Here is a 20,825-nt window from a genome sequence, read left to right as displayed (position 1 = left end):
ATTCGTTATCGCGACAACGCGCCGACGCCTGAGAAGCGGAACGCTTCCTGCTCCAGCGCGTCGATCTCTTCGAGGCTCATCTCGTCATGCGCCACAGTGATCCGGCCAAGGAAGACAAATGGCAATTCGTGCGCTCGCCCCTCCAGATCGGCCTTGATCGCCTCTGCTGTTGCCGCGCCCACGTCATCGCCCATGCGCATGGGCGTGGCATCAAGCTCGCCGCGGCGGATCGCTTCAAGCTCAAGGCCCGTGCCGCCCCAGCCAGTGGAGAAGATATCCTTTTCTTTACCAACCGAAACCTGCGCCTCGACCGAGCCCATCGCCATCGCAGTATTGGCGTTGTGAATGATAGTGGCTTCCGGGTAGGACTGCAGGATCAGCGATGTACCGGCAAAGCCCCCCTCGCGCTGATACTCGCCGTAGTGTTCATAGACAGTGGTCCAGCCGGCTTTTTCCTCGACGCACGCCTTGAAATCACCAGACCGCTGGTTGTCGGTGATGCCGGGGATACCGCGGTTCATCGCCATGATCACACCCTCGCCCAGACGCCCGATCATGTAATCGCACATGGTCAGGGCACCCGCCGCCGACGAGAAGTCAAACCAAGCCGCGGGCTGGTGCTCAAGCTCCTTCAACGGCGTGTGGAACGCCCAGACATAGGTGGTCAAATCATCGGTTTCGGCGGCCAGTTTCGAAATGTTGTCGGCCTGAATGGCCAATTCAGACGGGCCAAAGATCACATAGTCGTAAATGTCTTTGTCCAGAACGACCTGGTTGGCATAGGTCGTTTGCAGCGAATGCTCGATCTGACGGGATGCGAACTCGGTCGTTTCATACTGGACGCCGAGTTGGTCGAGACGCTTGGTCATCGCCAGATAGTTACGCGCCCAGAAGTCCGACGTGTCGGACGACGGGTAGATCAGCGCGATCTGGACCGGTGCGTCCTGCGTGCCGGTGAACTTCACCGCTTCGCCGCCGACGACGGCCTGCATGGCTTCCAGCTTGCCCTCGGCGTTCACCTCTTCGGGCACCCAGTAGTCACGTTCCGCGATGTCAGGCAGTTCCTTCAGCGGCAAGGTCGCGTGGCCATCGGCCAATGCAACGGAGCCGATGGCAACCGACGCCACCAATGCTGTTGTTGTCATGAATTTCATTTGGTTTCCTCCCATTTGGAAAATGTGTGGTGTGGGTGACATTTGCCTTGTCCCCGTGACGCACCTCGTTGTGCCGTTACCCGCTGGGTGCGGGGTCTCCGGCAAAGACGCCTCCGATTGCCAGCAAGGCAATCAGGGTGCCGATCAGCAGCGCGGAAAAGCGCAGCAGTTTCTGACCTTCCGCTGTCTTGAGATCCGAGAACCAGCCGCCCGCACCATCGCGGTCCTTCTTCTGGATCCAGGCATAGAGCGCGACCGAGCTGATGATCACAAAGCCTGAGGCCACCGGCTGCCAGAAGAACTCGATCCGCAGCGTCACCAGCGCGTTGAGCATCATGGCCAGCAAGAGAACACCCGAAAACGAGCCGATGATCGACGCACGCCCTCCGAAGAGAGATGTGCCGCCCACAACCACCGCCGCGATGACGTGCAGGTTGAAGAAGGGCGCCATGGTCGCCTGAATGGCATTCTGTTTCCCGGTCAGCATGAGACCCGCCAGCGCGGCACAGGCCCCGCAGAGCACATAGGCATAGACCTTGTGGCGTTTCACACCGATGCCGGTCAGCTCCGCCGCTTCCGGGTTGGAACCGATGGCCACCGTGTACCGGCCGAAATGGGTGCGTTGCAGGATGTAGTAGCCCGCCACCATGGTCAGCATCCCGATGACTGCAGGTGTTGGGATGAAGAAGGGTGTCTGCCCGCGGCCCATTTCGGTGAGCACATCAGGGAAGCGCGCCAGAACCAGGCCCTTGGCCAGCAAAAGCGCCAGACCTTTATAGACAAGGTCCATTGCGAGCGTTCCGATCAGATCGGGGACGTTAAAGCGGGTGATGACCAGACCGTTGATCAAGCCCAGGAGCGCTCCGATGGTCAGCGCAATCGGAATACCCACATAGATCGAAAAGCCAAACTGTTTGACCAGAAAGGCCATGATGATCGCCGACAGAACAGCCACCGAGCCGACCGACAGGTCAATCCCGCGCTGGGTGATGACGAAGGTCATCGCCATCGCCATCGGCATGTAAAGGGCGGCGTCCTGCAGGATCAGCTCCAAGTTGCTGATCCGGTAAAATCGCTCGGGCGATGCCACAGCCATGAACAGGAAGATGGCGAAAATCATCGCCATCGGCGCAATGACCGCCATGTAGGGCTCTAACCGTTCGGTCAGCGGTGCCTTCTCAGTTGTCGCAACTGCGGTGTTCATGCGGCGTCCTCCTTGGCACCAACGATCATGCCCAGCACTTCCTGGGTCGAGCTTTCAGATGTGAGCGCCACACCCACACATTGACCGCGGCGCTGCACATGCACCCGGTCCGCCACTTCGAACACATCATCCAGCGAGTGGCTGATCAGGATTACGGCAAGACCTTGAGCTTTCAGCGCCTTGATCAGCTTCAGGGTTCGCGCAGTTTCCTGCGGACCCAGAGCGGCAGTCGGTTCGTCCATCACCAGCACCCGCAGGCCCTCGTGATAGACGGCACGTGCGATGGCCACCGCCTGCCGTTGTCCGCCCGACAGGCTGTCAGTCGGCGCATCCAGCGATTTCAGACGCACGCCCAGACGCTCCATCAGAACACGTTCGGTTTCGGACCGCATCTTCTTGTTGTCGAGCACGGTGATGCCGAACACCTTCTTGGTCAGCTCATTGCCCAGAAACATGTTCGCAGCCGGATCAAGGTGATCGGCCAGTGCAAGTGTTTGATAGACAGCATCAATCCCAGCTTTCGCGGCGTCGGCGTGGTTGGAGAACTCCACCTTTTCGCCGTCGATATAGATATCCCCTTCGGTCGGTTGGTAGACACCTGTGAGAACCTTGATCAGGGTCGACTTGCCAGCCCCGTTGTCGCCGACGATGGCCAGCACTTCGCCGGCATAGGCGGCGAGGTTCACGTCTTGCAGGGCTGTTACCCCGCCGAAGCGCTTGCTGATGCCGCGCATAGAAACAAGAGGATCAGACACGGGAGATGTCTCCTTCGCGAAGGGTGACTGCGCTGGTGGGGCGCGCGTGTCACCGCTGAGTGAGATGGCGGGGCCTCCGCATGACGCAGAGACCCCCTGGGAGTTGGAGCTTACTTGCCCCAAATCTCGGCGTAGGAGGCGCGATAGGGGATATCGGGGTCGAAGGCGTTGCTGTCGCCCAGCTTCTCCAGACCTTCAGCGGTCACCAGCGCGGGTGAGGTCACATAGCCCGAGCAAGGCTCCCCCTGGATCGCGCGGTTGAGCTCATCGACCAACTGCCAACCTTGCAAGTTCAGCGGCTCGGCCACGGTCACCGCCTGATAACCGCCCGAGCGGATGCGCTGGAACGCAGCTTCCGAGCCATCTCCAGCAGAGCCAGCTTGCGGTCCCTTGTCCGGCGCCAGACCGGCTGCGGCCAGTGATGGGCCCATGAAGTCGAAGTAGAGATCATTGATCGCCAGAGCATGCGTCCAGCTCTCACCATACTTCTGCAGCAGGCTGGTGGTCAGCGGCCCCATACGGCTGGAGGTGTCGGCGATCGGAGTATCGACATACTCCAGCACGGTCCCACCTGCGGCTTCGACGGTCTCTTTCAGACGGTCTGCCTTGTCGATGGCGATCTGGTAGGTGCTGTCGGTGAAGATCACCACGCCGATGTCCTTGCCGCCATCTTCCAGCGCCCACTCGGCTGCCACTTCGGAGACGGTCATCGCATCGGTCGAGACATTGGCGAAGATGCCACCTGGCGCATCGCAGCCGATCTTAGGGCCGGAGTGCCAAGCGACCATTGGGATATTCGCAGTCACGACACCTTCGAGCGCAGCCTGCTGTTCAACAGCGTCGAAGCCGTTGATGATGATCCCGTCCGGCTGCAACGCCATTGCCTGGCCGATCGCACCGGTACGGCCCTGGATCGAACCCGCACCGTCCAGAACGCGCACGTCCCAACCGATCTTCGCGGCAGCTTCCTCGACGCCTTCGGTGACACCGAGGATGCCACCGTTCTTCAGATCGCCAGCAACCACGACAATGGACTTGCCTTCAGCTGCGGCTGGCCCGGTGGTCGGGCCATCCCAGTCAGCGGCCAGGACCGGCGCGGCGGTCAGCATCGTTGTCGCGGCCAGCGCCGCTAGAAATGTTCTCTTCTTCATGGTTTCCTCCCTTAAAGTCAGTTGATTCAGCGCTTCTCAGCACCCTTGCGGCGCTGCGCGTAACCCGCGATGCCAATGGCGATCAGCAGTGTTACGCCGTTGAAAAGTGGCTCGACCCAGAACGAACCACCGAATTGCTGGATGCCGGAAATTCCCACGGCCAGGATCGCAACACCGACAATGGTGCCCCAAACGTTCACGCGGCCCGGCTTGATCGTGGTGGAGCCCAGGAACGCGCCCACAAGCGCGGGCAACAGGAACTCAAGCCCCACGCTCGCCTGCCCGATGCGCAGCTTCGCCGCCAGCAGGACACCGGCGAGCGCGGTCATCGTGCCGGACGCAACAAAGGCGCCGATCACGTATTTGCGGGTGGGAATGCCGTTCAGCTGTGCTGCCCGTTGGTTGGCACCGATCGCATAGAGATACCGGCCCACGGGCGTGTATTCGAGCACGAGCCACATCACGATGGTGATGCCAAGCAGGTAGTAGCCCGTGATCGGAAGCCCAAAGACAAAGGTGTTGTTCAGCGCGTAGAAGCCATCGGGCAGCACGCCAACCATCTGCCGACCGCCTGTGTGCCACAGCGCCAAGGCGTAGAGCACGGTGCCCGTGCCAAGTGTGGCAATGAAACTGTCGATCTTGGCCACCTCGACCAGAAGACCGTTGAAAAACCCGGTCAGCGCGCCCAACAGCAGGACAACCGCCACGGCAATCGGCCATGGCAGGCCGAGCATGGTTTGCAGGCTGATGGCGAGGATGTGCCACAGGACTATACCGTACCCCACCGTCAGGTCGATCCGGCCTGCCGCCATCGGGATCATTGCGCCAAGGCTCAGCAAGGCGATGATCGCTTTGTCGCTGACAATGGCGCGCAGGTTGAGCATTGTCGGAAAGGTGTTGGGCAGCAGCACCGAGAACAGCCCGATCAGGAAAACGGTCAGGATCACCAGCCCGTAGACCGGCAAAAACCGCATCAGCCGCTTGCCGAAGGACAGCCCGCGCAGCTCGGCCTTGGTCGGCTCCAGCGCGTTCGAGTCAAGCGATTGCATGGGGCGTGTCCTTTGTCTTGGTCATGTTCCCAGCCGATGCCGACTGGATCAGATTTTCGGTACTCAGGCGGGTGCCCGAGAGCTCATCAACGATGGCACCCTGGCTGAACACCACGGCGCGGTGACAAATGGTTGCGATCTCTTCGAAGTCCGTGGAGATCACGAGAATACCAACGCCATCCGCCAAAGCCCGATTAAGGAGCGCATAGATCTCGGACTTCGCGCCAACATCGACACCGGCAGTGGGGTCTTCACAGAGCAGGAGCGTACGTTTGGTGGCCAGCCAACGCCCCAGCACCACCTTCTGCTGGTTGCCGCCCGACAGCGCCTCGATGGCGAGGTCGGGGTCGTTTGGCGAGAGGCCCAATTCGGCTCCGATGATCGCAGCCTGTTCCGCCTCGGTCCGAGGGGCCAGCATATTGAGCAGCCGACGCCCGATGCCGTCTGGGTTGAGAAAGGTATTCTCGCGGATCGAGAGGCTCATGGCCACGGATTCCTCGGTGCGGTCCTTCGCGACGAGGCCGATGCCCGAACCCATCGCCGCCTGCGGCGTGGACAGCGTGGGCTCTGCCCCATTCAGCGTGACCTTCCCCGAAAACGGCATTAGCCCGAAAAGAGCGCGCGAGATCGCCTCATGACCGGCCCCGCGCAGGCCCACAAGGCCAACGATCTCGTTCTGACGGAGCTTGAAACCGAGCGGGCCGACACTGCCCACTTGAAAATTCTCGAGCGCCAGTATCTCCCGGCCCGGTGCGTCTTCGGCACGGACAGTCTCACGGGTCTTTCGACCCACGATCTTTTGGACAAGCTCCTCGGGCGTCGTGTGGTCGATGCTGCGGACCCCAACCATCTCGCCGTCGCGCAGAACCGCAACGCGATCTGCAATCTCGAAGATTTCGTCAAGCCGATGGCTGACGTAGATCATGCCAACGCCCCGGTCTCTTAATGGGCGGATCGCGGCGAAGAGGCGCCCGACCTCGTCGGCGGGCAAGGAGGCAGTCGGCTCGTCCAGCACGAGAAACTCACTGTCCACAGCAAGCGCACGGGCGATGGCGACCAGCGATTTCTCGGTGCGGCTGAGGTTCTCAACCCGCGTGGTGGGCTCGAAGTCGCAATCAACTTTCTTCAGGGCCTCGGTCGCGAACCGCTCCACTTCGCCCCAGCGGATCATACCGTTGCGTTTTGAGAACCCCAGCGCCAGCGCGATGTTTTCGGCCACCGTCATCCACTCAATGAGGCCGAGGTCCTGGTGAATGAAAGCCACCTTCTGCCGCTCGCCAAAACCCGCAGGCCGGTGCTGGTAGGGCTCGCCGTCGATCAGCACACGCCCCGCATCAGGCGTATGGATGCCACCGAGCACCTTGATCAGAGTGGATTTGCCCGCACCATTTTCGCCGAGCAGCGCGACAATCTCGCCACGCCCAACGGAGAGCGACACGTCCTTCAGCGCGTATGTGCCACCGAAGTGCTTGTCGATACCATCAAAGAACAGACCCGATTGCAGGTTCTGCATCTTAAGCTCCTCCCACGCCCGAGCGGTTGAGTTACCCGTAACGTTGCGCTAATGCTTGTCGTAACTCTGAAATCTGTCAAGCCTTAAGTTACCCGTAACGTAAACCGACCTGCATGAGCGAAAAGAAAAGTAAAACCAACAAGGTAAGCCTGTCCGAGGTGGCGCGCGCGGCGGGTGTCTCGAAGATGACGGCCAGCCGGGTTTTGCGCGGAGAAGGCGGCTATTCGGAGAAAACCCGCGCAAATGTCATGGAGAAAGTGGATGCGCTTGGCTATCTGCCGAATCGGCTCGCAACCGTTTTCGCAGGCGACAAGACATCCACCTTCGTCGGCGTGTCGATCCCGGAGCTGGGCAATGAAGTCTTTGCGCAGGTGCTAGAAGGCATCGACAGAAAACTGGGGGCATTTGGCCACCAATCAGTCCTCGGGCTGACGCAGCACACGTTGCGCGAGGAAGAGAACTGGATCCGGACCGTGCTCTCCTGGCAACCCGCGGGTCTTATCCTGACCGGCCGTTACCATTCCAAACGGTCACTCGAAATGCTGCGCAACGCGAATGTGCCAATTGTCGAGATATGGGACCTCAACTCCAGTCCCATGGATATGAGCGTCGGCATCAACCACTTTGACAGCGGCTTTGAGATGGGTCGCTTCATCGTCGGACAAGGCTACCGCAAGATCGGATATGTCGGCACCTCGCATGACACAGCCAATGCCGCCTCTGCACGGCTCGACGGCTTTTGCAAAGCGGTGGAAGGCAGCAGCGGCACCGTTGCGCGGCAGCTTTGTCTGCATGACACGGCGACCTACTATCCGGGCTACTACGGCACTGAACAGCTGCTCGGCTCGGCTCGGGGGATCGAGTGCATTTACTATCAGAACGACTCAATGGCCTTTGGCGGTCTGCAGTTCTGCGAAGCGAAAGGCATGCGGGTGCCTCACGACATCGGTATTGCCGGGTGGGGCGACTTGCCAATTGCGGCGGTCATGCGGCGTCGGCTCACATCGGTGCATGTGCCACACCTCAAGTTGGGACAGGTCGCCGCCGAGATGATGCTGGCACGGCTGTCGGACGAGCCGGTTGCCCCCTGCCGCGACATCGGATTCCGATTGATCCCAGGCTCAACGGTCAAGTCGGCTCACACAGGTTAGCGCGGCCAGGAAAAACGCGATGCGTATTTTCATGGCGAACTCTGAGCCACAGGCGCGACCTTATCCGAGCTTTTCGACGTCAGCGGCATCGACAATCATGGCAATCTTCCAAAACCGCCTGATCTGCTCCTCACAGACCGCGCGCGCGGCCTCTGTGGCGCCGGACACATGCTCGACCCGAAACCCGAAGCGCAACATATCGCTGGGCGCGATGTGGCTGAGGAAAATGGGCAGCACTTGCCGCTCAATGGCAATAGCGGCGAGCCGAGAGGCCACAAACGCGGGGCGCTCAACGGGCGCTGTGATCCGAATGCCGACACGAGAGATGTGCGCATCCGAGAGCGTCCATAGCCCCGTCGCTGGTGGCCGCATGTCCGGACCTACCCCAAGGCTATCTGCTCGGGTCGGCACACCGAAGAGTGCATGATCGAGATCATGCGGGGCGTGCGGAGACACATTTGCAAGAATGCGCGGATAGTCCTGTTCGAGAATCATGAGCACCCCTCCGCCTCAATCAGATGCGCCGCGTCTCGATTGCCCGGGTGTGGCAGAGCCGCGTCGCGGAGCGCCGCCCTAAGCTCATCGGCCTTTGCGCCATCTAGAAACGCGCTTACCTCGCGCTCCAGCATCAAGAGTTCATCGTCGAGCACCAGAGCCGCCAAACCACGTTCTACCGCCGCACGCGCCCGCCGTTCCTGATCATCAAGGAATGGCGCCGACTGCGGGATGAAGATTGCGGGCACACCCGCATATAGGATTTCGTGGTAGGAATTGTATCCGACCGCCGACACGGTCAGATCAGCGGCCTGACAGAGATCAAGGGTATGGTCCGTCCGCACCACGCGGCTGTTCTGCCAACCAAAGAGCCCGTCGGCGACCATGGCATTGGGCCAGGCAACGACGAGATGAAGGCAGTCCGCCCTTTGTTCCAGAAGGCTACACAGCCGCTGGGTCTGGGCCGTGCGTTCTGACGCGACACCGCCGCCGAGCATGGTTACAACCAGCGTATCGAAGGTCTTGTCGAAATGGCGGCCCAATCGGTCGCGCAGATCAGCAATTTCATCCTGGCTCAGGCGACCTTGACGCACAATGGGCCCGACGTTGCTCACATGCGATCCGGCGGAGTAGTCGGTATTCAACTCCGGAAAGGCTTCCTGCGGAACGATGATCCGTGAAAACGCGCGCTCACGCTCTAGGGCGGTCGGGTTGATTTGCCCGGGACGCCAGAGCCCGCGCCTGATCCAGACTGCGGCAATCTGGAGGTCTGAAATGGTGCGATAGACGGAATCGAAAACATAACCACCGTCAAAGACAAACCGATCCCCCCGCCTCAGCACGTTGCGCAGGCGCAGATAGTTTACCAGATCAGCGGCAAAGTCCTCTTCGTGTTCAACGCTGCGAGATATCATTGGCACGCAGCCAAAGCCGCGGTTTTCCAGCAGGCCGACGCAGCTCGGGAAGGCAGCAAATCGACGGTCAACGCTATCCCCCATCGCCTCGGCGATGAGGGCACAGCGCTGCGCATGTCCAAGCCCATTTCCGTTTGTCGGGAAAAACACGGTCTGTGGCTGCGACGGGACAGGCTTTGCGGCAGGAGGTGTGAGCTCAAGCTCGCGCGCCAGCGTGGCGGCATCAAACTGCGCCAACCAGCTGCTACTCAGAATGCGGCGCCCGATCTCGATTCGGTTCTTCAGCACCACGTCACTTAGATAACCCTGCAGGGTCGCAACCTGACCCGGCCCCTTCAGGACCGGCGCGCCCGTCGCGGCGAAGCTGGCAGATTCAGTGCAATCGATCACCACCTTGCCTGCCCCCATGGCCAGAAGTGCCAAGGCCGCCATGCGTTCGCCTGGGACATTGGCGCCGAAGAACGCGATCACATCCGCATAATTAATGATCTGTGCGGGTGGCAGCTCAACATATCCGATCACCGAGAGCATGCCATGTCTTGACCGCCGGATCAGATCCTTGCCCTTGGCGTTGGTCAGCACATGAAGCTCGATCTCCGGGCTATAGCTGAGTTCGGCAAGTCTCGTCAGCGTGTCGCTGTCTTCGAGGTCGTCGGCAGGGACGAAGACGAGAAGCCGCGTTGTGCGTCCGCTGTGCTGATCCGGCTCCGAACGCAACGGTGTGGCCAGCGGTGTAACCTGATCTTCGATCAGAAGCGGGCGCTGCGGCCCTACGAGGTTCAGAACCTCCGGCTCCCTCCCGGTGGCGTAAGCGATCTTGTTTCTTGCGCTGATCTCATCCTGATGCGTCTGGAAATGACCCAGTGCCCAAATCGGGATGTCCGCGCCACAGTTCAGCGACCGCAGGAAGTGTTGGCACTCATCCGCAATCACCTCTGAGCCGATCACCAGGATCGTTTCAGCCGTGATATCTTCTTCATCCGCCAACCACGGGGCGAGCTCATACTTTTGCTGCTTCAGGATGTCTTCTGGAAGGCTGGCGGGATGGATCGCAATATCGTGGCCAAGGCTCTCCAGCTGTGCCGCAAAAAGCAAAAGCGCGTCGAAGTGTTTGGCCGAAACCTGTCCGCTGCACAGAAGGATCATGCGGTGGCTCGCATATAATCCGTGACCAGTCCGGCGAAACGCGCGGCGAAACTCTCTGGGGAAAAGCGGCGCAGAGCCTGCTGCGCTGCCCGCACATCTGCGACATAGCGCGCCGGTTCTCTGATATATGTCGCGATGAGCGCATCCACCTCTTCTGGCGGGGCCGCAATGACAGCGCCGTCAAAGGTTTTTGCGGTGTCAGGATCCGTGATTGCGATCTTTCCTGCGGCGACCGCTTCAGCCAGAACGCGACCAAAACTCTCACGCCACGTGGGTGCGGTGAAGTAGACGAGGAAATCAATCTCGTCGAAGTAGTCGGATACGGCCATGGCCCCAAACGGAAGGGCGCGCCAGTGTTCGGGGACAGTTCCAGCCTGCAAAAACCCGTCCGCGCCTAAGATCACATTGCTCTGCGCTGTCTTGGGAAAGCATCTGTGCATCGTCGCTTCGTCGGGAAACTTCTCAAAGCCCGGTCTCGAATGCCGCCCCCGCCGGTCAGCGGGCGCATCACTGGGCGGCATGAAATCAAAGGCACAGATATTGAACCAATCCCATTCCAAAACGCCCCAAGGCTGGGCCAGTCGCCGATCAGACAGCCAGTCCGCGACCGTTTGCCGGTTCCAAGCCGAGATGGGTGCAAGCGTGCGGTAGACGCTGACTGAAGACCGCGCGATCTGATCAAGACATTTGGCGACATCGAAGCCCTCTGCTCCACCCGGTCTGAGAAAATTCTCATGTGTCACGACGATCAGATGGTGCGCGAGAATTCTGGTGCCGAGATGCGACTGGAACTTCAGACACGACGGATTGTGAAAGATCACAAGATCGGCGCTGATTTCAGTCGGATCCCAGACCAAAGGGATATTCAGCCGCGCCAAAGTCTTGGACAACCGCGGCGCGACCACCTGCCCGGAGAACATGGCCGTGGACAGCGCATAGACCTCGACCTTTGCAAATCGGCACACCACTTCGAGCTCGGCTGCTACCGCAGACGACGTGCCACCACGGAACCGCGGATCGACAATATAGGCAATCTTGAAGGCCGATTTCACAGGATGGGTTGATCCCCTCATCTAATAGATGCTGGTACGCGCCTGCTCCTCGGGCCCGCTGGTCCGGTCAGGGTCTGCATCAAAGGTATTCAGAAATCCGCGCTTGGCGTCATCGACAAAGGACCGCAACTCGACAGCGAGAGGATCATTCCCCGCTGTGAACTTGGGGTTGGCAACGACATAGGTGTAGAGCGCGCGCCAGTCCTTGCCCGAGATCAGGCTTTCGATGGCTTGTAGTTCCTGGAGCGAGATATCGTCCTGTGCGCTGCCAGATGAGCCCACTAAGATGAGCATCGTCACAACAGCCAGAAGTCGATTATTCGGCACGTCAAAAACCCAGAACAAAAATCGCTTTAAGCAAAACGCTTGTCGTCAAAACAGCTGCCAATTCGCGGCCGCCAGAATTAGGTATCACATCTGTCAATCGCAAAGCAAATCTTGGTTAATAACTGTTAACGCAGATACTCTTTGCGCTTCAAACTATCAACCAGCCTGCTTTTCAGCTGCGTCCGGGCGCGGGCCTGCTGCTGCGTCTGCACGGCTTGGCGGCGTTGCGCGGTCGAAACCCTGGGTTTTGCCCTCGGCGGTGCGCCGACACGGGTGCCAGCCATCCAGATTTCGATCCGCCCGGAGGGTGACGTTATCTTCTCGCGCGTGAAGTCGCGGGCCGTGCCACCTACCGTTTCCGCGATAGCACGCGCCACGGTTTCGTCAGCGGCCGTATAGTACCGAATATGTGTTTTTGAGACCTTGAAATTGACCCGACTGGTTTCGGCGAGCGGGAAGCCGGTGGTTTTGAGATCACTGAGTTTCTGATCCAAAACATCTTTTGTCACACTGGACGGCGCGTATGTGAAAAGGGCGATCCGCTCAATGTCTTCGCCCGCTGCACCCAACTGCGCCGCCAGAGTTTTCGGGCGAACAACCGGGCCACCAACCGCGGGCAGGCCGTGTGCTTTTTCGGGCAACACAAGCGCAGTACCGCGCGGTCCAATGCGCGGTGCTAAAGTCAGCGATCCCAGCTTGGAGGGGGTTGGCACCTCATATTCAGAGGAGCTCAAACTGGCCAAGACTACAACATCAAAGCTGGGTTTGCGCGGGGCCTGTTCGGCAACGGTCGGGACGACATCACTGCCCACGTCAAACAGGGTTTTCGCAAACTGCGTTTGTGGTTTCTTGCCTGACCAACCAGGCAAATTGACAGGTGCGGCCTCCGCTTCGGGTGCTCGCAATGAAACCGACACCTGCGGCGCCACGATGGTGCTGCGATCAGGCAGAGCGGGCGGCACATCCTGGCGCTGCTGGGGATCGGCTAGCACCGTAGCATCGGTGATCTCTCGCTGCAGCGGGCTGAAGGCGACGGGGATCGCAATTGGTGCCGCCTGGGGCGAAGGCGTAAAGCTGATTACGGCACTGGTTGCATCGACCTGGGGGCCAGGCGACATCACGGCGCTCAAGGTGGCATCGCGGCCTTCTGCGATCCTCAAAGCTGGGGCGGAGGAAACGGATGCAACCTCGGGCTTAGAGACCGTAGAAGCGATTTCGGCAGGCGCCGGAACGACTTCGCTTGCGCTCACATCCGGCGCCGTCGGCGCCACTTGCGAGATCGCGGGTGATGTCTCTCCCACCTGCTGTATCGCCGTCCCAGTTGAACCGCGCCAATCAGAGACGGACACCCAACCTAGGCCCACAACGGCCCCCAAGCTCAGGATCACACCAAAGCCGAGACCGAAGAAGCAGGCAAAGGCGATCAGAGCTGTCTGCGGGACATAGAGCCCCCGCTTGACTTGGGAGCCTTCCGTCTGCGCGATTTCGGTCGGCTCCGGCGCGATCGCCTGCGATGGATTCACGGTATCCATCGACACTTTCGGCATCACCTCCGACGCGTTCAGCGCAGCATGTACTTGGGCAAACCCTTCCGCTCCGGGCGGGTCAGGCCGAAAGACGGGACGTTTGGCAGATGGCTTCTTGCGGGCGGGGCCCTTCGCTGCGAGGACTTTGGCGCGCTCAACCCGTGCCGCGGCCAGCCGCTCTTCCAGATCAGCTTGAAGCGCCGCGCGCTCTGCGCTGCTGGGCGCAGCGTCCTGCTTTGGTGGTGGATCGGTGTTGTTTGGCCCGGTACTGGCTGACATACAATACAGCCCCCAGACTGCACATCAGTTAACAATAAGCGAATCTCTTAAAGTATTGTTTAGATATACAACCATTCCGGTTATTTTGCAAAGTGCGCGCTGGGCTTTTCTAATGTTGCGCGACAGTTAAGCACCGGTGATCTTTGCGCCCGCAAAGTGCCAAATGTATAGAGATCGCCCGATCAACCACCTGAATGAAACCTAACGGGAGATATCAGACGATCGCCCGATCAGCGTCCATTGAAATACGGAACCTGCAGCTATCATATCCTGGCTGAGCGCCACACGCGGTTTCGATACACCGGCATTTCGGGTGCACCAGCGCGCGATAAAGATGCTCGAAGACGGCGGCGTGCCATGCACAAAGTGGCGTGTGGCTCACCTCACCGCGGATCACCGGGTTGTCCTGAATGGCAAACTCCCAGGGCCCACACGTTGAAAAACCACCCGATCCAACGAAGGTCCACGCATGGGCGCAGATTGCCTGTGACAGCACCGGCGCCGCCCATCGCGCCGGCAAAACACGCAAAACATGCTGAGCCGCCCGCGGGATGCGATGTTCGAGAATGTAACGTGCGGTTGCCCGACCCGCTTCGGCGGCGAGCTCTGGCGCCAGCGCGGGCTCCTCTTGACGCAAGAGGCGATGCAACCGTGCTGCATCACCCTCGGGGATCATCTCCGTACCATCGGGCACCCGGAAGATGCCTGCCGCCGCAAGCATGCGGTCTACGCGGTCGCGCCCGCCGATACGCTCGATCAGTGGCAGCATTTGCAGCACCGCATTCGGGCCGATGAGACCTGCCACAGGCTGCGGCACGGTCACACGTCCTTCATCTGTGCATCACTTCCACCGCAGGCGCGGACCTTTGCGCCATTCGGCATCTCAAACGCCTGCGTCCGCGCCACCGCACGATCCTTCATCTGATCTCGAACAGCCGCGCGACGCTCTGCCGCGCGGGCAGCACGGTCAGCGGAGGCTTCCCAGTCATCGAGTTGTGCCTCCGCCAACTGCCGCGATTCGTCGAAGTGAAAATCCACTGATGCCTTGGTCTGCGGCCCCCAGTAGCCAGACTTACCCAAGTCGTAGAATGTCCGCTGGAACCCCGCCTTCAGGAAGGCATAGAGGCACCCCAACAAGTAGCGTCGCCGAAATCCCGTCCCGCGCCACGGGTAGTGAAACAGGGCCTTGCGCGAATAGAACCGGCGGTAGTTGTTCATCACGCCGTCCAGAAGTTCGCCCCGCTCCATCGCCGCAGGCTTCATGATCGGCGTGACAAAGTTGTATTTCGAGAAGTCATAAATCTGCACCTGATCCTTCAGTTCCTGAAAGAGTGGAGTAAAGGGCCAGGGCGTATACATGGACCAGTTCGCCAGATCGGGTTGCGAATCCCAGGCCATGCGAAAGGTCTCTTCCAGCGTCTCCGGCGTTTCGTTGTCGAGGCCAACAATGAATTGCGCCTCTACAAGGATATCAGCCTCGCGCAGGAGGCGGATCGCGGTCTTGTTCTCCTCGACCTTGGTTTCCTTGTTGAACTGGTCGAGCTTCATCTGCGCGGCGGCTTCGGTGCCCAGTGACACATGCACCAACCCGGCCTTGCGGTAGAATTTCAGCAGATCCTTGTCCCGGTAGATATCGGTGACGCGCGTATTGATGCCCCACTTCACCCGCTTTGGCAGGCCGCGGTCGATCAACTCCTGACAGAAAGCCACGAATTTCTTCTTGTTGATGGTGGGTTCCTCGTCGGCAAGGATAAAGAACCCGACCCCGTGGTTCTCGACCAGGTCCTCGATCTCATCGACCACATCCTTGGGATCACGCACCCGATAATCGCGCCAGAATTTCCACTGGCTGCAGAACGAACAGGTAAACGGGCAACCGCGCGCGAGATTCGGAATCGCGACGCGTGTGCCGAGTGGGATATAGATGTACTTCTCCCACTCCAGCACCGTCCAGTCGGGTTTGATCGCTGAGAGATCCTTGACCGTGGACGCCGCTGGGGTCGCCACGATCTCATCGCCCTCGCGGAAGGCGAGGCCGTGGATCTTGCGCCGCTCGGCGGGCCAGCGCCCGTCTTCAATTGCCAGCATCAATTCAGTGCAGATCTCTTCGCCTTCACCGCGCACCACCACGTCGATCCAGGGCGCTTCTGACAGCACTTGCTTGAACATGAATGTCGCATGAACGCCGCCCATCACACGCACTGCGTCCGGAACGACCTCGCTTGCGACTTTCAAAACATCTTCCGCGCGGTAGATCGATGGCGTGATGGCGGTGACGCCGATCACATCCGGCTGCAGCGCCTCCATGCGCTGCGCCAGTTCCGCGTCGCTGATGTTGTCGGTCATCGCATCGATGAAATGGATGTCGTCGAAACCAGACTGCCTCAGATGCCCTGTCAGATAAGCGACCCAGGCAGGTGGCCAGGTTCCGGCAATCTCCGCGCCGCCAGAGCGATAGTTCGGATGAACAAAAAGGATGCGCATATTGGACTCCCATGTGTCAATTGAGAATGACATATTAGGCGTCCGCTTTAGTTGACATAGATCAAGGCGAGCCTCAGAGCCTATAAGACCTTGAGACAACTCCGCGGCTCCAAGCGGATCAATCGCCCAGATATCCGATCAGGCGTCACGCATTCTTAGGATCGCGATCCACGGAAAATCCTCGCCACGTTGGCGCCTCGGCTTTAGCAGCCCGTTGCCGTCGATGGCAGGGCGCTTGGCCTTCACAGAATTTTCGACGTTGCCGCCAACCGTTGTGATTACGCCCTCACCAAGATCGACATCTGTTACGAAGTCGGAATGCGATGGGTAGTACCCGTCGATCTTTAAATGATCTCGCGCCGCCGCCAGATTGAACCGCGAGGCTGTTCCGCGGCCATAGTGCACAAGATCGCCGGGGCGTGGCGGATAGACCTGCGGGTCCATCACTTCGAAGAGGGGCGCGGGCAGACGCTCCTCCACCACATCTTCGAAATACTTCCAATGCGCCTGCGCTGCCTTGAAGCGTTGCGCATCGATCCCCTGTTCCAGGATCGCCCAGCTGATGAAGGCCGCCGACCACGCCGGGTTGCCCGTGCTGCCATCGGCAAAGGCGACCACCGACTTGCCGTGATACGGCAATCCAAGCGCTTTCCAATAGTCACCAACCCGCTTGAAATGCGTGTCGTCGTCCTCCTTGTGCTTACCGTTGTCGAACCGCTCGAGCTCCGCATTCAGTGTCGCAATCAGCCCCGCGCGCAGCCCGGTTGTCTGGCTCGTACCGGACGTCGCACCGCGCGCGTCGAAGAGCGGAGATTCCGTTTCGAAATGGATCGTATGCGGCTTCGGCAGGGGCGTACCGGGGGCAAACCCATGGTAATGCACATCCTCGCGGCTCTCATCACCGAAGACGGCGACGGCATTGGCGACAACGTGGTTTCCCCATTGTGACAGCGCAGTCACGGACGACAGAAAAGGGTTGAGAAAATGCGTCGCACCGCCCAGCGGGCCGCTCAACCCGTTGACCCGCCCTTGCAAGTAGTCGCGCACAATGCCCTGCACCTGCGTCTCTGCCTGTTTCAGACCGGACCAGCTGCCGGTCGAGTTGATCGCGGAAAACTGAAAGGGCTGGTCAACGACCGCTTGAATGCTGGATGGGAAGGAGGCGTGGGCGACCCGATTGAGGATCGTTTCAACAACCGCCTCTAGGCCGCCTTTCAACTGGTTGACCCCATACTTCCCGAAATGGCCGACCTCACTCTGCGCCACCCGGGCCAAAGCATCGAAGTCCTGCGGCGTGACGACGATGCGCAAGTGATCTCCTGGGGTAGGGGATGGCACAGGCTCGGCGACCGGCCCCGGCGATGAAACGGTATTGGTCGTCGTGGTGTTTTCTGTCTCTGTGGGCGAGACGCCTTGCGCTTCAAGCAGGCGTTTGAGGCGGGCCACCACGCGCGCCTGTTTTGCCAGCTCTGATGCCGCGAGCTCCTGCAGAGCAGTGACCGCCTCTGTAAGTCGCCCCAGACGCCAGGCATCCGACTGCTCCTGCAATTTCATCGCCACCGCGCTCTTGGCCTTCAGCTCTTGCTGTAACCTGTCCCGCTCGGCGCCAGAGCTTGCAGCAAGCTCCAGTTGCAAGTCGATGATGGCCGTCGTGATCTGCGTAATTTCAGACCGATACGGATTGTCTGCCATGGCCCTTCCCCCAAAATGAGTAAATTTAAAAAGTCTTAGAAAACTCCCACCAAGGCCGTGTAGGCCGCGTCAATGTCGGTGACGTGCCTGTCGATGCGCGCGGCTGATTCCGACAGGAGACTCACCGCACTCTGGCCCTCGGCACCTGCTTCAACGCGGATTCTGAGGATCTCCAGATCCTTGCGCGTCTGATCAATCAGCAGCACCCAGGTGGCGAGCATGCCCCGAAAGGTTTCAAGCTTCTCGACGCTGCCACCCGACAACGCCGTAGACAGACGCGCGGTCTGGTACATATCGGTGGTGTCATCGCGGAGGATTTCGAGAAACGCATCAACGGTCGCTGTGTTGTCGCGCACGTTGCGAATGAAATCCTCCCGGTCTGCACCGGCAAGCGACAAGTTCGCCAGAGCCTGCGTGGCACCGATCACCGCGCGGACCTGCCCGCCTGCCCCAGGCCCCGCCAGGATTGTGGCGGTATTTGCAGACGCTGCATTCAGCCGCTCAATCTCATCCTTCTGCAAGCGCAAAGTGTCGTTGTCAGCGTAACGCGCGAGCACCTCGTTAAAGGTCGTGGCCGCGGCGAACCCCTCGGTAATCGTGAGGCTGATCGGTGACAAAGCCGTTGGCGAATAGACATCCGCGAAGTCCGGATCGAAAGTCGCGGTATCGGTCTGCCGCCTTCGAGACATCTTGTCGTACTGGTTGTACGCGTCAACAACTTGAAGCGACGCCTCCCGCGCGGCGTCATAGGACTCGGTATAGTCCTGAAAGGCGGCGGACCCGGGAACGGTGCATCCAGCAGCGACAAAACACACCACCAGCACGATCCATCGACGAACAATATTCATCTCGAAATGCCTAAAATTTATCAAATAATTCGCAGATGGTGACACAGCCGCACGTTTCCCGTCAAGCGAGCGTGCATTTGCAGTGCAGCAATCAGGAGTGGCGACAACCCCGCCGGACAAGATCTGCCGACAGCTCAACCACGTTGATCAGGTCCTGTGGGCTGCATGATACTTTAAATAAAATCAAATTCTTACGTTTATCTGTAGGCTGCACAGATTCCGTGTTCGATCACCTTGTCCGGCCCTTGAGTGACCCCATGCAAATGCGATGGTGGACGCCGTGACCGAGGACGCGGCGCCGCCACTTGCTCACGACTCATCCAGCAATGCGCAGGCGACATGCCACCCTACCCGAAGCGTGCAACCGCATCACTCCAAAGGACACCGGCACTATCCGAGAGCAGTTTGAGGCCAGCCAACAACAAAAACCCATAGACCACACGGGTGAAGGCAGCCGCAGAAATGAAGCGGTGCAGGACCATCCCCAAACCGATGCCTGCAAAGAGCAGTGGCGACAAAAGCAGGCTGATGGTGAGGCTGTCCTTTTCAAACTGGCCCATCGCACCATACGCGACCGTCTTGATGATGTTCATTGCGAAAAAGAACATCGTGTTGGTTCCAACAAATATCGATTTGTCCATGTGCTGACGCAGCAGAATGCCCTTGACCGGCGGCCCACCAGCATGTGCGACGAAGCTGGCAAACCCGGACAGAGTGCCAAGCGCGAAAACTGTACTGCGTCGCGACGCCGCGATGATGTCTCCTCTTTGCCGATTCAGAGCAAACTGCGCCACGAACAAGATCGCCAAAACCCCGACCGCGAAGCGGATCACGTCGGCACTCATCCACTGAAACATAGTGGCACCGATAAACAAACCGACAGCAGCACCCGGCAAAAGCATGGCGACCACCGATCGGTTCCAACGCGCGCGGTACTGCCAGACAATGATCAAATCCATGGCCAGCAGGACGGGCATCAAAATCGCCACAGCGAATTGCGGCGAAATATAGAGGCTCATCAAGGGCACCGACATAACACCCAGCCCACCGCCAAATCCGCTTTTGGAGATACCCGTGATCAACACGGCAGCACCCGTAACGACGTAGAATGAGGTGGTTAGATCCATCGGCCTCTCCGCTTTCTACGGGTTGGCCTAGTGGGCAAGAGGAAATCTTAAAAACGGTTTTTTCGGATCAAATAAATCTCTATTCAGAATTCATGAAGAACTTAAACGCCCTCGAAAGCTTCGTCATCGCCGCTGACACGCTAAACTTCTCGGTGGCCGCTGATCGGCGGCACACCGTCCAATCAGCGGTGAGCACCCACATTCGTAAACTGGAAGAGGAGCTTGACTGTCCGCTCTTTGACCGTGGGCGCGGCAAACCCATGTCACTCACCGCGGAAGGCGAGGCGTTCCTCGTCTATGCCAGACGTATCCTCGGGCTGTCAGACGAGGCCATCAGAGCGGTCCGCGGTGCGCGCGCGACCCGTCGTATCCGGTTGGGCACCACGGTGACACTCGCTCTCTCGGTCGTCACGAAAGCATTGCAGCTCTTTGCAAAAATCGAGCCAGACGTGCAAATCCAGATCCAGTGCGAACGCAGCGATGCGTTGTTACCGCTGCTGGAGGCGGGCGAAATAGACTTGGCGTTCATGATGGATCAGGGGCGCCGCCCGGGCCGCGAGTTTGTTGAAGGAACAGCGCTGGTTTGGGTCGGCACCGACACTTTCGAAATGCCGCAATCCGGCGATGTACCCCTGGTTTTTCTCACCGATGGTCGGGACCTGCGTGGCTATGCCTTCGAAGCGCTGGATCGGGTGGGCCGGTCCGGCTACCTCGCTCACCTCAGCCCGCATCCGATTGGTGTGCGTGCCTTCGTTCTGGCGGGCCTCGCAGTCACTGTCATGCCTGCCACATCGGTGACCCCACCACTGGTCGATCTGGGGGCGCGCCTCCGCCTGCCGTCCCTCAAGAATGTAGCGCTGTCGCTCTATCGGGATCCGAAGACTTCATCACCGGACGTCAAAGCCCTCGCCACCATCCTGAACAATCAACTGCTAAAACCCTAGCGCCGCCGCGCACC

The 20,825-nt window shown here is 59.7% G+C and carries 18 protein-coding genes; 2 read left to right on the top strand and 16 right to left on the bottom strand.

Going from position 1 to position 20,825, the window contains the following annotated elements; all coding sequences use genetic code 11:
* Positions 1–5: 5 nt before the first annotated feature.
* From ACVC7O_RS01550 to ACVC7O_RS01525, 6 genes are all read right to left on the bottom strand, one after another.
* Positions 6–1,154 (bottom strand): substrate-binding domain-containing protein, encoded by a 1,149-nt coding sequence (locus ACVC7O_RS01550; protein ID WP_458324354.1) that lies wholly within the window; start codon positions 1,152–1,154, stop codon positions 6–8.
* Between the two features lie 76 nt (positions 1,155–1,230).
* Positions 1,231–2,358: an ABC transporter permease gene (locus ACVC7O_RS01545; RefSeq protein WP_458324353.1), complete on the bottom strand. Its 1,128-nt coding sequence runs from the start codon at positions 2,356–2,358 to the stop codon at positions 1,231–1,233.
* The gene (locus tag ACVC7O_RS01540; RefSeq protein WP_458324352.1) at positions 2,355–3,113 is read right to left on the bottom strand and encodes an ATP-binding cassette domain-containing protein; all 759 of its coding nucleotides are present in this window, start codon (positions 3,111–3,113) and stop codon (positions 2,355–2,357) included. The genes ACVC7O_RS01545 and ACVC7O_RS01540 overlap by 4 nt, the downstream gene beginning before the upstream one ends.
* Positions 3,114–3,223: 110 nt before the next feature.
* Positions 3,224–4,264 (bottom strand): substrate-binding domain-containing protein, encoded by a 1,041-nt coding sequence (locus ACVC7O_RS01535; protein ID WP_458324351.1) that lies wholly within the window; start codon positions 4,262–4,264, stop codon positions 3,224–3,226.
* A gap of 26 nt (positions 4,265–4,290) precedes the next feature.
* Complete coding sequence (locus ACVC7O_RS01530) at positions 4,291–5,313, bottom strand: ABC transporter permease (RefSeq protein WP_458324350.1); 1,023 nt, start codon at positions 5,311–5,313, stop codon at positions 4,291–4,293.
* On the bottom strand, positions 5,300–6,826 hold the full coding sequence (locus ACVC7O_RS01525) for a sugar ABC transporter ATP-binding protein (protein WP_458324349.1): 1,527 nt from the start codon (positions 6,824–6,826) through the stop codon (positions 5,300–5,302). Before ACVC7O_RS01525 ends, ACVC7O_RS01530 begins: the two co-directional genes overlap by 14 nt.
* A 113-nt stretch (positions 6,827–6,939) precedes the next feature.
* Here ACVC7O_RS01525 and ACVC7O_RS01520 point away from each other — a divergent pair, with 113 nt between their 5' ends.
* The gene (locus ACVC7O_RS01520) at positions 6,940–7,977 is read left to right on the top strand and encodes a LacI family DNA-binding transcriptional regulator (protein WP_458324348.1); all 1,038 of its coding nucleotides are present in this window, start codon (positions 6,940–6,942) and stop codon (positions 7,975–7,977) included.
* A gap of 60 nt (positions 7,978–8,037) precedes the next feature.
* Here the strand turns inward: ACVC7O_RS01520 and ACVC7O_RS01515 are convergent, their stop codons facing one another.
* The 10 genes from ACVC7O_RS01515 to ACVC7O_RS01470 form a co-directional block, all read right to left on the bottom strand.
* Entirely contained in the window at positions 8,038–8,472 is a 435-nt protein-coding gene (locus ACVC7O_RS01515; protein ID WP_458324347.1) for a hypothetical protein, read from the bottom strand.
* Entirely contained in the window at positions 8,469–10,532 is a 2,064-nt protein-coding gene (locus tag ACVC7O_RS01510; RefSeq protein WP_458324346.1) for a glycosyltransferase, read from the bottom strand. The genes ACVC7O_RS01515 and ACVC7O_RS01510 overlap by 4 nt, the downstream gene beginning before the upstream one ends.
* A complete protein-coding gene (locus ACVC7O_RS01505) occupies positions 10,529–11,605 on the bottom strand; it encodes a glycosyltransferase (RefSeq protein WP_458324345.1) in 1,077 nt (358 codons plus the stop codon). The genes ACVC7O_RS01510 and ACVC7O_RS01505 overlap by 4 nt, the downstream gene beginning before the upstream one ends.
* Positions 11,606–11,878 (bottom strand): hypothetical protein, encoded by a 273-nt coding sequence (locus tag ACVC7O_RS01500; RefSeq protein WP_458324344.1) that lies wholly within the window; start codon positions 11,876–11,878, stop codon positions 11,606–11,608.
* 158 nt (positions 11,879–12,036) lie between these two features.
* Entirely contained in the window at positions 12,037–13,458 is a 1,422-nt protein-coding gene (locus ACVC7O_RS01495; protein WP_458324343.1) for a hypothetical protein, read from the bottom strand.
* Between the two features lie 472 nt (positions 13,459–13,930).
* On the bottom strand, positions 13,931–14,533 hold the full coding sequence (bchJ, locus tag ACVC7O_RS01490; protein ID WP_458324342.1) for a bacteriochlorophyll 4-vinyl reductase: 603 nt from the start codon (positions 14,531–14,533) through the stop codon (positions 13,931–13,933).
* 2 nt (positions 14,534–14,535) lie between these two features.
* Complete coding sequence (gene bchE / locus ACVC7O_RS01485; protein WP_458324341.1) at positions 14,536–16,200, bottom strand: magnesium-protoporphyrin IX monomethyl ester anaerobic oxidative cyclase; 1,665 nt, start codon at positions 16,198–16,200, stop codon at positions 14,536–14,538.
* A gap of 138 nt (positions 16,201–16,338) precedes the next feature.
* Positions 16,339–17,892, bottom strand: a complete 1,554-nt coding sequence (locus ACVC7O_RS01480; protein ID WP_458324340.1) for a DUF2272 domain-containing protein — start codon at positions 17,890–17,892, stop codon at positions 16,339–16,341.
* 35 nt (positions 17,893–17,927) lie between these two features.
* The gene (locus ACVC7O_RS01475; RefSeq protein ID WP_458324339.1) at positions 17,928–18,740 is read right to left on the bottom strand and encodes a hypothetical protein; all 813 of its coding nucleotides are present in this window, start codon (positions 18,738–18,740) and stop codon (positions 17,928–17,930) included.
* A 347-nt stretch (positions 18,741–19,087) separates the two neighbouring features.
* Entirely contained in the window at positions 19,088–19,867 is a 780-nt protein-coding gene (locus ACVC7O_RS01470; RefSeq protein WP_458324338.1) for a sulfite exporter TauE/SafE family protein, read from the bottom strand.
* A gap of 92 nt (positions 19,868–19,959) precedes the next feature.
* Between ACVC7O_RS01470 and ACVC7O_RS01465 the strand changes: the two genes are divergently transcribed.
* Positions 19,960–20,811 carry a LysR family transcriptional regulator gene (locus ACVC7O_RS01465; protein WP_458324337.1) on the top strand — a complete coding sequence of 284 codons (852 nt, stop codon included), beginning with the start codon at positions 19,960–19,962 and terminating at the stop codon, positions 20,809–20,811.
* The last annotated feature ends 14 nt before the right edge of the window (positions 20,812–20,825 follow it).

Source organism: Roseobacter cerffii (assembly GCF_054226325.1).
The sequence above is the reverse complement of the archived record's forward strand: the minus strand, read 5'-3'. Positions and strand labels throughout refer to the sequence as shown.